Genomic DNA, 15,118 nt, shown 5'->3' on the forward strand with positions numbered 1-15,118 from the left:
GAATGACCATGACCGACATGACCAGCACCCGCCCGACGCCGATCCTGCTCGATTGCGATCCCGGCCACGACGACGCCATCGCGCTTGTGATGGCGCATCGCTCGAAGGCGATCGACCTCCTCGGCGTCACCGTCACCTGCGGCAATGCCGAGCCGGAGAAGACCGTCTCCAACACGCTGCGCATCCTCGAGTTCATCGGCGCGCATGACGTGCCGGTCGCCGCCGGCTGCGTGCGCCCGCTGGCGCGTCCGCTGGTGCTCGGCACAGCCGACGGCCCGAGCGGCCTGGAGGGCTCGCCCTACCTGCCGCCGGCAACCAAGAAGCTCGAGCCGATGCACGCGGTCGACTTCATCGCCAAGACGCTGCGCGAGCAGGACGAGCCGCTCCGCATCGTCGCTACCGGCCCGCTCTGCAACATCGGCCTGTTCGTGCTGAAGTATCCGGAGCTGCTGTCCAAGATCAAGGACATCACCTGGATGGGCGGCGTCTTCTGGCGCAAGAGCGAGTACATCACGCCGACCGAGTTCAACGCCTTCTGCGATCCGGAAGCGCTGAAGATCGTGCTCGACAGCGGCATCCCGATCACCATGGTCGGCCTCGACGTCACCATGCAGGTGCTGGTCGAGGCGCCGCAGTTCGCCGAGCTGGAGAAGATCGACACCGAGCTCGGCCGCGTCGTGGTCGACTGGCTGAAGTTCTACGAGAAGCTGCACCGCAACTCGATGGGCGTCGGCGGCGCGCTGCACGACCCGCTGGCGCTGGCGCTGATCATCGACCCGACCCTGGTCAAGACGCGTCCGGCCCATATCGGCGTCGACCTGACCGGCACCTACACCTTCGGCGCGACGGTTGCGGACTACTGGAACGAGCGCGGCCTGCCGCCGAACGCCGAAGTCTGCAAGGAAGTGGATTCGGATCGCTTCTTCGAGCTGCTCTACAGCCTGCTGCGCGACTAACCGAACCTGCATGGCGCCGCCTTGATGATGAGGCGGCGCGCTGCTCTCGTTCCGTCCAGGGGGCGCCTGACGGAACGAACGGGCCGGCCCGGCGGTTGATCCGCCGGCCGGCCCTTTTCCTGTCGGATCTAGCGCGCCTCGCGCCGAATGCCGATGACAGCTGCGCGGCCCATCGCTTGGGCGCAACCGCCGCCCCAACGCACCGCCCTCCGACGCCGGTCGGATAATCGTCGACACCCGGATATTACCATATTGTCCCCGGCATTCCGCCGACGCCGCCGGGCCGCTGCGTCAGGACATGCACTCCTCGGCGCCACCGCTGGATCGCCGTGCCATCCCGCGCAACATGGGCGCGGCGCTTGATGGCGTCCGCTCCGATCACGCTGCCGATCGAGCACGACGATGCTTGACTACGACCCGTCGCCCAGCCGAAATGCAGTCGGATCCACGACTTATTCAGGCCGATGAAGAAATCCGATCAGCCGCGCCGGGCCACGCTCGCCGACATAGCCGAACGCGCAGGCGTCTCGCGCAGCCTCGCTTCGCTGGCCATCCGCGGCGAAGGCGCCGTGCGACCGGAGACACGCGAGCGCATCGTCGCCGCCGCGGCGGAGCTGAACTACCAGCCGAACATGCATGCGCGCTCGCTGGCGAGCGCCGACGCCGCCTATCTCGGCGTCGTCGTCGGCCAGATCGAGAACGGCCTGCAAGCCGAGATCGCCAAGACGGCGAGCCTCCTCGCCCGCGAGCAGGGCTACAGCGTGCTGCTGTCGATCGACGCGGACACCGACGCCGACGCCGAGAACGCCATCCGCACACTGATCGCGCACCGCGTCTCCGGCATTCTGCTGATCGGCGCGCCCTACGAGAAGAAGACGATCGCTCGGGTCGCCGAATGGATCCCGGTCGTCTATGTCGGCCGCCTGCTCAAGGTCGTGAATGTCGACAGCGTCACCACCGACGACGTCACCGGCGGTACAATGGCGGTCGAGCATCTTGTGTCGCTCGGCCACCGCCGCATCGCCCATATCGACGGCGGCGCCTCGCCCGGCGCCGAGCGCCGGCGCGACGGCTATCGCGCCGCGATGACAAAGCACGGGCTTGAGGACGAGATCCGCATCCTCGACGGCGCCTACACGATCGATGCGGGAGCGGAGGCCGCGCGCCGGATCCTCGGCGATTCGGCGCCGCGCCCGACCGCCATTTTCTCCTGCAACGACATGACGGCGATCGGCCTGATCAACGAGTTCATGAAAGCGGGCGTCGCGATTCCTGGCGACCTCTCCGTCATCGGCTATGACGACATCACGCTCGCCGGCACCGAAACCCTGTCGCTCTCGACCATCCATCAGTCGGCCCGCGATCTCGCTACCGCTGGCGTCACCGCCATGATCGACCGGCTCAACGCTCCCGACGCACCGGTGAGCAAGATCCTGGTGCCGCCGCGACTGGTGGCCCGCCGATCCACCCGCACGGCCTCGGTAGAACCCGCCGCCTGAGCGTGACGCGGCCTCTTGTCCGACAAGAGCCCATGCGCCCCCCTGTGCGCCATCCCGGAATCGACGTTCAGCCGGCTTGACAAGCCCGGCCACATCCGGTGAGATCGCGTTTATTGGAGCGCTCCAATAAATCGATCGACCGCGCTGCGACCCGGCCACCGGGCCGGGCCACTATTGCCAGAAAGACGGGGAAACATGGTCGCCATCCGGATCACCGGCGTCACCAAGAGCTTTGGCGAAGTGCCCGTGCTGCGCGGCATCGATCTCGAAATCGGCCATTCCGAATTCGTCGTCTTCGTCGGTCCGTCCGGCTGCGGCAAGTCCACCCTGCTGCGGGTCATTGCCGGTCTCGAACAGGCGACGTCAGGCGACATCCATTTCGACGACCGCCGCATCACCGATGTTGCGCCGGCGAAGCGTGGCGTCGCCATGGTGTTCCAGTCCTACGCGCTCTATCCGCACATGACGGTTGCCGAGAACATGACGATGAGCCTGCGGCTCGCCGGCGTGCCGAAGCCGGAGCGGCGTCGCCGCGCCGAAGAGGTGGCGCAGATGCTGCAGCTGACGCCGCTGCTCGATCGCAAGCCGGCGGCACTTTCAGGCGGCCAGCGCCAGCGTGTCGCCATCGGCCGCGCCATCGTTCGTCAGCCGGATGTCTTCCTGTTCGACGAGCCGCTGTCCAACCTCGACGCGGCGCTCCGGGTCGAGACCCGCGTCGGCATCACCAAGCTGCACCGCACGCTCGGCAACACCATGATCTACGTCACGCACGACCAGGTCGAGGCGATGACCATGGCCGACCGGATCGTCATCCTCGACCAGGGCCGCGTCGCCCAGGTCGGCACGCCGCTCGAGCTTTATCGCCGCCCCGCCAACGCCTTCGTGGCCGGCTTCCTCGGCTCGCCGAAGATGAACTTCATCAAGGCCGACGAGGTTTCACGCAGCGGCAACTCGATCCGCCTCAAGCTCGCCAGCGGTTCCGACATCGAGGTCAGTGCCACAGCGACCGACAAGGTGGCGCTGTTCGGCATCCGGCCGGAGCATCTCGCCGTCGCCGAAGACGGGCCGATCGTCGGCACGGTCGCCGCCGTCGAGCATCTCGGCAGCGAGACGCTTATCTATGTCGAGACATCAGCCGACACCCTGATCGTCAAGGCGGGCGAGAACGCCACCGCGCAGCCGGGAGACCGGATTCGCCTGCGGCCCGAGCCGAACGCCATCCATCTCTTCGCCGCCGACGGGCGTTCCGTCGCCGGCGCGCCCAATCACTGACCGGGACTGCCGCCAAGAAAGCAGACCGGACCTGCACCAGCCGCCCACACCAGACGGGCGAACCAGAACGGGAGATCCTCCATGCTGAAAAAGCTTCTGACAGGCGGCTCCGCCGCGCTCGTCGCCGGATTGCTCGCCTCGGCGGCGCCGGCCCAGGCCGAGACGACGATCAATGTCGTCGGCTTCGGCGCCGGCTTTGCCTGGGCCGACCTGTTCGGTCCCTCGGGCACGGAAAAGACCCAGGCGCTGCTCGACTTCGAGAAGAAGGAGGGCATCGTCATCAACATGGAATATGCCGACGAGGACGTGGCGCGCCAGAAGGTGCTGCTCGACCTCGTCAACGGCACCGGCAACTATGATCTCGTCATGCTCGGCAGCGACGGCGCCGTGCAGACCTATTCCGCCGCCGGCTATCTCGAGCCGCTCGACGGCTATGCCGACAAGGCGACCGACTATTTCGACGCCAAGAAGGTCTACGCGCCCTTCCTCGAAGCCAACCGCGTCGACGGCCAGCTCTGGGGCCTGCCCTACTACTCGTTCGGCGCCGGCGTCCTCTACCGCAAGGATATCTTCGACAAATACGGCATCACCAGCTTCCCGAAGACCACCGAGGAGCTCGAGAAGGCACTGCAGACGGTCAAGGACGGCCTCGCCAAGGACGGCATCACCGACGTTTACCCGCTGACCATGCGCGGCGCGCCCGGCGAGGAGCCCTCGCTCGACCTGACCGGCTTCGTCTATGCCTATGCCGGTGATTCCGCCTGGTTCGAGGGCGGCGCCGATACGCCGGCCAAGATCAAGGAAACCGGCGCCAAGCCGGATTTCACCGGCAAGTTCAAGCCCGGCTTCGAGACCTTCGTGCGCTGGTCGAAGGAGTTCGGCCCGCCGGGGATCGCGACCCATACCTGGGTCGACATGATGAACCTCTATGCCCAGGGCAAGGCCGTCGTGCTGATGCCGTCGGCGATCAACGGCTTCGCCGGCCTCGGCAGCTCCGAGGTCGCCGCCGTCAAGGAGAACAGCGTCTTCGCTCCCTCCCCGGTCGGCCCGTCTGGCGAGGCGATCCAGAGCTTCTGGACCTTCTCGGTCGGCATGAGCAAATACGCCAAGGACAAGGAAGCCGCCTACAAGGCACTCGCCTTCCTGACCAGCCAGCCGGTGATGGAAAACTTCGCCACCCAGATCGGCTGGCCGTACACGACCTATCCGGAAATCATGCACGGCCCGATCCTGACCGGTAAGTGGCCGAAGGAGACGCTCGACGCGATCGAGGCTTCCTTCAACGACGCCGAACCGCACTACTTCCCCTACATCCCCGAGCTGACCGAGTTCATGGACAAGATCGGCACCGCCGCGTCGGAATCGATCTCCGGGGCGACCACCACCGACGAGGCGCTGAACAACCTGCAGGTCTGGGCGACCGACCGCATGGACCGCGCCGGCTACTACAAGAAGTAACGGGTCCGTCCCGATCCAACGGGCCGGCGCTTGCGCCGGCCCTCTCTCCCCCGATGGCCTGAGGTTCGCGGCAAGATGTTGCAAGACTGGCGCTTTTGGTTCCTGGCTCCGATGGTGCTCGCGCTCGGAATCGTGGTGCTGTTCCCGTCGGGCTATCTCGTCTGGATGAGCGTGACGCACTGGATCGTCACCGACCCCAGCGTCTATTTCGACGGCGTCCAGAACTTCACGACCCTGTTCAAATCGGCCAGCTTCGCCCAGGCCGTGCAGGTGACGGCGCTCTATCTCGTGCTGTCGACGATCCTGATGCTGGCCCTCGCCTTCGGTCTGGCCCTCGCCCTCTCCGGCCCTGGCTCGCCGGGCTTCATCCGCGCCATCGTCGTCATGCCGCTGGTCATCCCGCCCGTCGTCGCCGGCTTCACCTGGCGCTTCCTGATGAATGGCGAGATGGGCTTCCTCGGCGCCTTCGTGCTGCCGAATGTCGGCATCACCACCAACATGCTGGCCAATCCAACCGGCGCGCTGATCTCGATCGTCATCGCCGACGTCTGGAGCCGCACGCCCTTCATGTTCCTGATCTTCCTGGCGGCGCTGCAGGCGATCCCGCGCGACCATTACGAGGCGATCCGCCTCGACGGCGCGACCGCGCTGCAGGAATTCTGGCTGGTGACGCTGCCGATGATGCGCAGCGCCGTCGTCATCGCCCTGCTCTTCCGCGTCATCGACGCGCTCAACACCTTCGAGCTGATCTATGTGATGACCAAGGGCGGCCCCGGTCGCTCGACCCAGACGCTGTCGCTGCTCGGCTGGAAGACCGCCTTCCAGGGCTTCGACTTCGGCGGCGCCGCCGCCCTCGGCGTCGTCATGCTGGTCGTCACCACGATCTGCGCCTCGATCGTCTATCGCCGCTTCCTGAGGATGCCGTCATGAGCCATTCGGGTCCCGCCGGACAGAACCCGTTCGCCCGCCTCGGCCGCCTGGCCTTCCTCGGCGCGACGCTCGTCTTCGTGCTGCTGCCGATCGCCTGGCTGGCGCTCGGCTCGCTGAAGACCCGCAACGAGGCCCTGGCGCTGCCGCCCAAGCTGATCTTCACGCCGGACTTCTCCGCCTATCACAAGATCGTCGCGCAGGGTTTCCTCGGCGCCTTCGGCAACAGCCTCACCATCGCGCTCAGCAACGTGGTACTGACGCTGCTGCTCGGTACGCCGGCCGCCTATGCACTGACCCGCATCCGCGGCAAGGTGCAGGACAACCTCTCCTTCTGGGTGCTGTCGATCCGCATGGCGCCGCTCTTCGCCGTCATCCTGCCGCTCTACGTGCTGTTCAAGTCGATCGGCCTGCTCGACACGCGCTTCGCCGTCTCGCTGGCGCATCTCACCATCACGCTGCCGCTCGCGGTCTGGATGCTGATGACCTATTTCCGCAGCGTGCCGGAGGACCTCGACCAGGCGGCGATGCTGGATGGCGCCACGCATCTGCAGATCCTGCTGCTCGTCATCGTGCCGATCGCCCGGCCGATGCTGGCCTCCGTCGCCATCGTCGTCTTCATCCTGTCGTGGAACGAGTTCCTGCTCGCCTTCATCCTGACCTCGCGCGGCTCGCAGACCGTGCCGGTCGCCGTCGCGTCGCTCGCCGGCACCATGTCGTTCGACTGGCCGCTGATCGCCGCCGTCTCGGTCTGCTCGATGATCCCGGCGCTGCTCTTCGTCGGCTTCGCCCAGCGCCACATCGTCTCCGGCCTCGCCTCGGGAGCGGTGAAATGAACCGCCGCCACATCGTCATCACAGGGGCCGCGCGCGGCATCGGTCGGGCACTGGCCGAGCGCTTCCTCGCCGAAGGCTGGCTCGTCACCGGCGTCGACCTCGGCGCTGCGGCGCTTGCCGATCCGGCCTATCGCCACGCAATCGCCGACATCACCGACGAGCCCGCCTTCGACGCGGCGCTCGAAGCGGCGTGGGCCCGCGCGCCCGTCGCGGCCGTCATCGGCAACGCGGCGCTGACCGATCTCGCCCACCGCGCCGCGATCGACCTGCCTTATGCCGACTGGCAGCGCATCCTGCGCGTCAATATCGACGGCGCCTTCCTGACCGGCCGGCTCGCCGGCCGCCGCATGGCCGCGCAGGGCCATGGCAACATCGTCTTCGTCACCTCCTCGCTCGCCTTCCTCGATCAGGCCAAGGCCGAGGACGCGCCCTATTGCACCTCGAAGAGCGGCGTCGAGATGCTGGCCCGCGTCCTGGCGCTGGAGCTTGGCCCGCAGGGCGTCAACGTCAACACGCTGTTCCCCTCGGTGAAGATCGACACCGGCTTCTTCGCCCATCTTTCCGAGGCCGAGCGGGCCGAACTGGCGCCGCCCTCCATCCTCGACCCGGCCGCGCTCTGGCTCGCGGGCCGCATGCCCGACTATCACGGCCCGGTCTCGATCGACCAGGAGCGCTACGACGCCGACCCCGCCTATCGGGCGAGCCTCACCCAGGAGGAGACCGCAGCATGAGCGAACCGATGTTCCTCGACGCCGGCCGCGCCACGCTGCCGGAAATCGAACGCTTCATCGAGCGCGTGCCCTTCGCCATCCTGCCGGTCGGCTCGACCGAGCAGCACGGCCCGCACCTGCCGACCAATACCGACACGCTGATCGCCGAGCGGATGGCGCTCGAGATCGGCAAGAAGAGCTGTGGCCTGATCCTGCCGGCGGTGCCGCTCGGCTATGCCTGGGTCTGGCGCGACGTGCCGGCGACGCTGACGCTGCGCTTCGACACCTATATGCGGATGATCCGCGACGTCGCCGAGAGCCTCGACCGCTGGGGCATCAAGGCCGTCTATGTCGTCTCCGGCCATGGCTCCAACCCGCAGCCGATCAAGCATGCGCTGCGCGAGCTGATCCACGACCAGCTCGACATCAAGATGCTCTACGGCATGTATGGCGGGCTCAAGGAAATGCTCGCCGAGGCCGACAGCAAGCCCTGGCACGACGACATCCACGCCGAGGAAATCGAGACCGCTCTGATGCTGGCGATCGCGCCGGAGCTGGTCCACATGGACCGCGCCGCAGCCGACTATCCGCCGGTGCCGCCCGACTATGGCAAGTCGGAGCTCTCGATGGGCAATTTCATGCGCAGCGGCGTGTTCGGCGACCCGACGCCGGCCACCGCCGAAAAGGGCGAGCGCTGGATTTCGCTCGCCGCCGACCGTTCCGCAGCACTCTGGCAGGGCTTTCTCGCCCGGCACGGCCTGATCCCAGGAGAAGACAAATGACCGAAATCATGACCGTCAACGGGCCGATCACGCCCGACCAGCTCGGCATCACCGACTATCACGAGCATCTCTATGTCGAGCCGCCGACCTGGCTGCACGGCAAGGATCCCGATTTCGCGCTCGACTCCGTCGAGAAGTCGGCCGAGGAGCTGCAGAGCTTCGCCGATGCCGGCGGCCGCACCATCTGCGAGCTGACCGCCGTCGACTTCGGCCGCAACGTCGGCAAGATCAAGGCGATCGCCGACAAGGTGCCCGAGGTCAACGTGATCATGACCGCCGGCTACAACCGGCCGCACTACATGGGACGCTGGGGCTACGCCGTCGCCGAGGCGGACATGATCCGCGACACGGTGCGCGACCTGACCGTCGGCATCGACGGCACCGACATCAAGGCCGGCATCATCAAGTGCGGCACGGAATACAACAACTTCAACGAGATGGGCCAGAAGCTCGTCCGCGTGGCGGCCGCCGCCTATCGCGAGACCGGCCGCCCGGTGATCACCCACACCACCGCCGGCACGATGGGCTACGAGCAGTCGGACCTCCTGATCGAGCAGGGCGTCGACGCCCACCGCATCGCGCTCAGCCACATGGACCGCAATCCGGATGCGCCCGAGCACAAGCGCATCGCCAGCCTGGGCGTCTATGTCGGCTATGACTGCTTCGGCAAGTCGAAATACGGACCGGAGAGCCGCCGCGTGACGCTGATCCGCGACATGATCGATTCCGGCCACGGCCAGCGCCTCTTGATCGGCAACGATCTCGGCCGCCCGAGCTACTGGCGCGCCTATGGCGGCGGCCCCGGCCTCGACTTCGTGCTGACCTCGTTCCGCGCCCGTCTGCGGCAGGAAGGCTTCACCGAGGACGAGCTGACCATGCTGTTCATCGACAATCCCCGTCGCTTCTTCGCCGGCGAGCGCTGATCCGACATGCAGGCGACGCTCGGCATCGATATCGGCACTTCGGCGGTCAAGGTGGTGGTCGTCGGTGGCGACGGGTCCGTTCGGGCCCGCGCCAGCCGGCCCTATCCGACCCGGACCCCGGCCTCCGGCTTCGTCGAGCAGTCGGCTGAAGACTGGTGGGCGGCGAGCTGCGCCGCCTGCCGTGACGCCCTCGCCCAGATCTCCGACACGGCGATCGCCGGTGTTGGCCTGTCGGGACAGCTGAACGGCTTCGTGCTGCTCGACGCCGAGGACCAAATCCTCGGCGACGCCATCATCTGGCTCGACACCCGCGCCGTCGCGGAGGCACGGGATCTCGACCAGCGCCTCGGCGAGCCGCTGCGCCAGCGCGCCGCCACCGAGCTCAGCGCCATCGCCGTGCTCTCCAAGCTTGCCTGGCTGGCGAAGCACGAGCCGGCGCGACTGGCGCGGACGCGGCGCGTCCTGCTGGTCAAGGATTTCATCCTCTGGAAGCTGACCGGCGTCGAGGCGACCGACCCGTCGGACGGCTCCGCGACCGGCATGATGGATGTCGAAACATCGAGCTGGATCGGCGAACTGGCCGGTGCCGCCGGCTTCGATCCGAACATCCTGCCGGCGATCCTGCCCGCCTGCGCCATTGCCGGCGCGATCACGGAAGCTGCCAGCGCCGCGACCGGCCTCGCTGCCGGCACGCCGGTGGTCCCCGGCGGCGGCGACGTTGCCGCGCTCGCGGTCGGCTGCGGGGTGGTCGAGCCGGGTGTGCTCGGCGTGACGCTCGGCACCGCCGGCCATGTCGTACTCTCCGAGGCCGGTCTGCCGGCCGCCCGCACCCATCGCGGCTTCTGGCACATCAGCCATGCCGAACCGGGCCTCTCGATCTGGCTCGGCCTCGTCATGAGCGGCGGCCTCAGCCTTTCCTGGCTGCATCGGCTGCTGTCGTCCTGGCGCGACACGCCGCTGAAGTTCGAGGACATGGTCGCGTTCAGCGCCGAGGTGCCGCCCGGCGCCCGCGGCCTCGCCTTCGCGCCCTTCCTCGAAGGCGCCGCGACGCCCTATTCGGCGCCGGAAGCGCGCGGGGCGTTCTCCGGCCTCTCCTCCTCGCATGGCGCGGCCGAGATGGTCGTCGCCGTCATGGAAGGCGTCGCCTTCAACGTCCGCCAGTCGGTCGAGATGTTCGAGGCGCTTGGCGGCCATGTCGACGAGATACGCGTCGCCGAGGGCGGCGCCCGCGTCGACCGCTGGTGCCAGATCCTTGCCGACGTGCTGCAGCGCCCGCTCGTCCGCATCGAGGAGCTCGACGCGTCCAGCGTCGGCGCCGCGCTGATGGCGCAGGTCGGCCTCGGCGCCGGCACGCTTGCCGAAGTGGTCGGGCGCACGGTCGCCTTCGGCCAGCGCTTCGAGCCGGATCCCGGCAGGGCGCCGGCCTATGCCGAGGCCTACCGCCGATATCTGGATCTCGCCGGCCACACGATCGGCATCCCGCCTCCGCCGTCGGCCTGACCCGTCCGCTCTTCTTCCAGACCCAACTGCACCAACCGGCGCGCAGAGCCTCGCCGGAACGAACTCTCACGCCCGGCCGATGCCGCGCCTAGACAAGGAAACCAAGATGACCATCACCCGGATCGAGCCCGGCCCGCGCATGAGCAACGCCGTCGTGCACAATGGCGTCGTCTACCTCTCCGGCCTGGTCGGCCGCGACGGCGAGGACGTCGCCTCGCAGACCCGCGCGGCGCTTGCTGACGTCGATCGGCTGCTGGCGCTCGCCGGCACCGACAAGTCACATCTGATCTCGGCGACGATCTGGCTCGCCGACATGGCCGACTTCGCCGCGATGAACACGGTCTGGGACGCCTGGGTCGATCCCGCCAACACGCCCGCCCGTGCCACCGGCGAATCCCGCCTCGCCAAGGACAAGTACCGGGTCGAAGTCATGATCACCGCCGCGCTTCCCGTTTGAGCAAGCGCATCCCGCAATCGCCGTTCTCGTTCGCTCTTGCGGGCGAGAAATCGAAGCGCTCGAGGCGGGCACGATGCGATGGTCGAGGGACGTGCCAGGGTCCCTCGCCCCCCCTCCTGTCAGGACCGCCCCGATCCGGCGCGGCGGATCGCCAAAGTCGCTTCGCCGCCCACATCTCGACCTCGACGAGGAAGCAGGACGGCCTGCACCACGGTTCGCACCGCCGGCATCCTTTGCGCATAGACCTGGTTGAAGGCCTGCCATTCGGCGAGGTCGGTCATGTACACATTGACCATTGGCCTTGAACACATCGTCGAAGCTGCATCCCGCCGACGCGAGCTGACGCCGACAGTTCTCAAGCGTCGCCTTCCGACTGCTCCGCGACGGTGGAACCGACCCCACGGCCATCCGGGGCGACCGCCACCTGCCCCGAGATCACGACCAGCCGCCCGGCATCGATATCGAGCACGGACGAATAGGGGCCGGCCGTGCGATGCTGCGTTGCGCCGGGCACCGGATGCTTGACCAGACGCCTCGGGCCAGTCCTGTCCTCGTGCACCCCTCCTCAGCCCTTGATGGCACCGCGCAGCATGCCTTCGACCACGAAGCGCCAGACCATGGCGACGAGGATCAAGGTCGGCACGATGGCGATGAAGATCGACGCATTCAGAAGCCCCCAGGACACATCGGTGTTGCGGGCCAGGGCCGCCATGACGACGGAAATGGGCCGGCTGCCGGAATCGCCGGACAGGACCATGGAGAACATGAACTCGGCATAGGAGAGCATGAAAGCAAACAGTCCTGTCGCCGCGACGGAAGGCAACGCCACCGGCAGCGCGATGCGCAGGAAGGTCTGCATTCGGGTGCAGCCGTCCAGTTGCGCCGCCTCGAACAATTCGACCGGCAGCTTGCGGAAGAAGACCGAGATGATGAGCACAACGAAAGGGATCGCCTTCACGGCATGGACGAAAATGATCCCGAGCTTGGAGCCCAGCAGCCCCATCGCCTCGATCGTCATGTAGATCGGCGTCACCAGCGCCACGGTCGGAACCAGCGGACTGAGGATCAGGAACATGAAGGTGAGCTTTTTCCCGCGGAAGGCCACGCGCGCATACATATAGGCTGCGGGCGTCGCGAGTAACAACGCGAGGAGAGCGGCCGAGAACGAGATCTGAACCGAGTTGACGAGAGCGAAAGGAACCTGCCGCGCCGTCTGGGAGATCATGGCTCGGTTGGCGCCAGCCTGCTGATAGCTGTCCGGCAATTCGCCGGTGAAGATGTAGCGGTAGTTGTCGAAGCGGATACCCTCGTCAAGAAGGCCCTTGTTCTCGTCGAACAGGACCCGATCCGGAACCAGGCTGCCCGTCAGCGACATCAGCACCGGGCCTCCCGTGAAGAGGAGGATCAGCATGGCGCCGGCAAAGGTGCCGAGCCGGCCGGCAAGCGTGCGGAGCATGTCAGGCTTCCTCGAACAGATCGGACGGCATCGCCTTGGAAATCGCCAGGATCAGCAGTGCCGAGATGGCAACGACGATGAAGGCGACAGCCGAACCAGCGCCGAAATCATACATCGAGAAGCTCTCGCGCCAGATCTGGAAGGCCAGCAGGGTCGTCGCGGTGCCGGGACCGCCGCCCGTCATCGCATAGACCAGGTCATAGGCCGTGAAGGCGGTCAAAGCGTTGTAGATCAAGAGAACGACGATCATCGCCTTGATCTGCGGAAAGGTGATGAAGCGGAAGCGCTGCAGCGCATTGGCCCCGTCGATCTTCGCCGCCTCGATCGCCTCCTCATTGGTTGCCGACAGCGCCGCCATCACGAGGACCACGGCAAACGGAACCTGCGTCCAGACATGAGCCGCAACGATCGAGACGAAGACGAGATTGACGTCGATGAGCCAGGGAATCGAGCGCTCGATCAATCCGAGCGATTTCAGCAGGCCGTTGAGCACGCCGAAGCTCGGATGAAACACCCACACCCACAGAACTGCGCTGATGGCGCCGGGCAGCACCCAAGGCAGCAACACGACGGACCGGACGATACCCGCTCCAAAGAACGGGCGGCGCAGGAACAGCGCCACGGCGGTGCCGATGATCACGACCAGAGGTGCGCAGAACAGCACGAAGAGCAGCGAATTGCGCAACGCGTCGGCGAAGTAGTCGCCGAAGATCACGGTTTTGTAGTTCTCCAGCCCGACAAAGGGCTGGTCCGGCATCAGCACCATGACCTGGTGCAGGCTGGTCCAGAGCGCCTCGGCGACCGGATAGATTGTGAAGAGGGCGACGGGTATCAACGTCGGCAACACCCAGGCGGCCGGAAAGCGTTCGATGGTCGACATTATCGGGGAAACCCTGAAGAGCCGTCCGGATCAACCGGAACGAAAGGACCGGGTCCACGATATCGCGGACCCGGCACGTCGTCAGATCACTTCGCGAAACGCGCCTGCATCATGTTCCAGCGCTCGGCGCCCGCCTTCATCGTCTCGGCAACGCTCGCCTCGCCGACCATGGCCTTGGCCAGCAGCGGCCGGAAATAGGCAGACCAGATCACCGTCCACTCGGTCCAGGTGCCCGCCCTGGCGGATGCGACCTGCTTCTCCAGCGTCGGCACGTCGACCCATTTCTGCCAGGCGTCGATGACGTCCTTGTTCTGGAACAGCGGCATCTGGCCAAAACCCAGGCCCTTCTCCGCCGCCCAGCGCTCGGCCACCTTGTAGGGCTTGCCGGCCATGAAGTTGACGAACTTCCACGCCGCTTCCGCCCGCTCGGCGTCCGCCGCCGTCTTCGCCGTGACGGCATAGAACTTGGTGAAGCCGAGCGTCGACTGCGCCGAGCCCGGCATCGGCGCCAGCGCGAACTGGCCGGCGAGCGCCTGCTCTCCCGGCGTGTTCATCGCCGCCAGGACATAGTTGTAGACGATGGTGAAGGCGTGCTTGCCGGTGTTCATCGCCGGAATGATCTTGGATTCATGCGTTTCCGGCTGGACCAGCCCCTTGGCGAAGGCGTCGGCGAGCCACTGCAGTTGCTGATACGCCGCGTTCTCCGGATTGTCGAAGATCGCCTTCTTGTCCGCATCGAAGAGATCGCCGCCGCGGGAATAGGTCTGCGCGACGAAGGCATCGAAGAAGTTCGGCAGCTCCTGATTGTATTCATAGACGATCGGCCGCTCCATGCCGTCCGCCTTCAGCTTCTCCGAAGCCGCCATTACCTCATCCCAGGTCGTCGGCACCGGGATGCCCTTCTCTTCGAGAATCTTCTTGTTGTAGAGGAAGGATATGGTGTCGGCATAATAGGGCAGACCGTAGAGCTTGCCCTTGTAGGTCATGTCGCTGAGCGCGAAGCCGGCGATGTCCTTCTTGAGCGCATCCAGCGTCTCGGCCGGAGCAATGTCCTCCAGCGGCGCAAGATAACCGGCTGCGGCCCAGGCGGGCAGCCAATCCTGACCACCATAGACGACGTCCGTCTGCGTGCCGCCGCGGAAGCGCAACAGCAAACTGTCCTGGTAGTCCGGCCAGGTATAGTCGGTCAGATTGACGGTGATGCCGGGGTTCTCGGCTTCGAACTTCTTGATGTTGTCCTGGATCGTGTCGATCGAATAGTTCCAGACGACAAACTCCAGTTTGACATCGGCCAGGGCCGGCTGAGCGGTCAGGGCCGTGCCGGCGATCGCCAGCGCGCCAAACCATGCCTTCATGCGCGGTTTCATTGTCGCCATCCCTCCATAAACGACAAGTGGATCCGATTTCCGGTGCGGCCTTCCCATGAGCGTTGACAGGATGGCCGATCCGCAGACTATAAGAA

At 66.4% G+C, this 15,118-nt stretch carries 16 protein-coding genes; 11 read left to right on the forward strand and 5 right to left on the reverse strand.

Translation table 11 applies throughout. The annotated features are described in order from the left end of the window. The first annotated feature begins 8 nt into the window (after positions 1–8). From G539_RS0114915 to G539_RS0114965, 11 genes are all read left to right on the forward strand, one after another. Positions 9–956: a nucleoside hydrolase gene (locus G539_RS0114915; RefSeq protein ID WP_035831432.1), complete on the forward strand. Its 948-nt coding sequence runs from the start codon at positions 9–11 to the stop codon at positions 954–956. Between the two features lie 464 nt (positions 957–1,420). Then, complete coding sequence (locus tag G539_RS24955; protein WP_035831434.1) at positions 1,421–2,455, forward strand: LacI family DNA-binding transcriptional regulator; 1,035 nt, start codon at positions 1,421–1,423, stop codon at positions 2,453–2,455. Positions 2,456–2,650: 195 nt separating this feature from the next. Then, on the forward strand, positions 2,651–3,727 hold the full coding sequence (locus G539_RS0114925) for an ABC transporter ATP-binding protein (RefSeq protein ID WP_029075907.1): 1,077 nt from the start codon (positions 2,651–2,653) through the stop codon (positions 3,725–3,727). Positions 3,728–3,808: 81 nt separating this feature from the next. Continuing rightward, a complete protein-coding gene (locus G539_RS0114930; RefSeq protein WP_029075908.1) occupies positions 3,809–5,185 on the forward strand; it encodes an ABC transporter substrate-binding protein in 1,377 nt (458 codons plus the stop codon). A gap of 75 nt (positions 5,186–5,260) precedes the next feature. After that, positions 5,261–6,115: a carbohydrate ABC transporter permease gene (locus tag G539_RS0114935; RefSeq protein ID WP_084640019.1), complete on the forward strand. Its 855-nt coding sequence runs from the start codon at positions 5,261–5,263 to the stop codon at positions 6,113–6,115. Continuing rightward, positions 6,112–6,948, forward strand: a complete 837-nt coding sequence (locus G539_RS0114940; RefSeq protein WP_029075910.1) for a carbohydrate ABC transporter permease — start codon at positions 6,112–6,114, stop codon at positions 6,946–6,948. Before G539_RS0114935 ends, G539_RS0114940 begins: the two co-directional genes overlap by 4 nt. Continuing rightward, positions 6,945–7,679, forward strand: a complete 735-nt coding sequence (locus G539_RS0114945; protein WP_029075911.1) for an SDR family NAD(P)-dependent oxidoreductase — start codon at positions 6,945–6,947, stop codon at positions 7,677–7,679. The genes G539_RS0114940 and G539_RS0114945 overlap by 4 nt, the downstream gene beginning before the upstream one ends. Next, positions 7,676–8,440 (forward strand): creatininase family protein, encoded by a 765-nt coding sequence (locus G539_RS0114950; protein ID WP_051231436.1) that lies wholly within the window; start codon positions 7,676–7,678, stop codon positions 8,438–8,440. The genes G539_RS0114945 and G539_RS0114950 overlap by 4 nt, the downstream gene beginning before the upstream one ends. Next, positions 8,437–9,363, forward strand: coding sequence for a phosphotriesterase family protein (locus G539_RS0114955; RefSeq protein ID WP_029075913.1), 927 nt, complete (start codon positions 8,437–8,439; stop codon positions 9,361–9,363). The genes G539_RS0114950 and G539_RS0114955 overlap by 4 nt, the downstream gene beginning before the upstream one ends. A gap of 6 nt (positions 9,364–9,369) precedes the next feature. Continuing rightward, entirely contained in the window at positions 9,370–10,863 is a 1,494-nt protein-coding gene (locus G539_RS24960; protein ID WP_051231437.1) for a xylulokinase, read from the forward strand. A 106-nt stretch (positions 10,864–10,969) separates the two neighbouring features. Next, a complete protein-coding gene (locus G539_RS0114965) occupies positions 10,970–11,320 on the forward strand; it encodes a RidA family protein (RefSeq protein ID WP_029075914.1) in 351 nt (116 codons plus the stop codon). A gap of 119 nt (positions 11,321–11,439) precedes the next feature. Here the strand turns inward: G539_RS0114965 and G539_RS27110 are convergent, their stop codons facing one another. The 5 genes from G539_RS27110 to G539_RS0114990 form a co-directional block, all read right to left on the reverse strand. After that, positions 11,440–11,601: a hypothetical protein gene (locus G539_RS27110; protein WP_156911989.1), complete on the reverse strand. Its 162-nt coding sequence runs from the start codon at positions 11,599–11,601 to the stop codon at positions 11,440–11,442. A 74-nt stretch (positions 11,602–11,675) separates the two neighbouring features. Continuing rightward, complete coding sequence (locus tag G539_RS27115) at positions 11,676–11,834, reverse strand: RidA family protein (protein ID WP_156911990.1); 159 nt, start codon at positions 11,832–11,834, stop codon at positions 11,676–11,678. Between the two features lie 51 nt (positions 11,835–11,885). Next, complete coding sequence (locus tag G539_RS24965) at positions 11,886–12,776, reverse strand: carbohydrate ABC transporter permease (protein ID WP_035831437.1); 891 nt, start codon at positions 12,774–12,776, stop codon at positions 11,886–11,888. Between the two features lies 1 nt (position 12,777). After that, positions 12,778–13,656, reverse strand: coding sequence for a carbohydrate ABC transporter permease (locus tag G539_RS0114985; protein WP_029075915.1), 879 nt, complete (start codon positions 13,654–13,656; stop codon positions 12,778–12,780). Between the two features lie 86 nt (positions 13,657–13,742). Continuing rightward, positions 13,743–15,011 carry an ABC transporter substrate-binding protein gene (locus G539_RS0114990; protein WP_169516655.1) on the reverse strand — a complete coding sequence of 423 codons (1,269 nt, stop codon included), beginning with the start codon at positions 15,009–15,011 and terminating at the stop codon, positions 13,743–13,745. Positions 15,012–15,118: the final 107 nt, after the last annotated feature.

This window comes from Kaistia adipata DSM 17808 (genome assembly GCF_000423225.1).
Classification (GTDB): domain Bacteria; phylum Pseudomonadota; class Alphaproteobacteria; order Rhizobiales; family Kaistiaceae; genus Kaistia; species Kaistia adipata.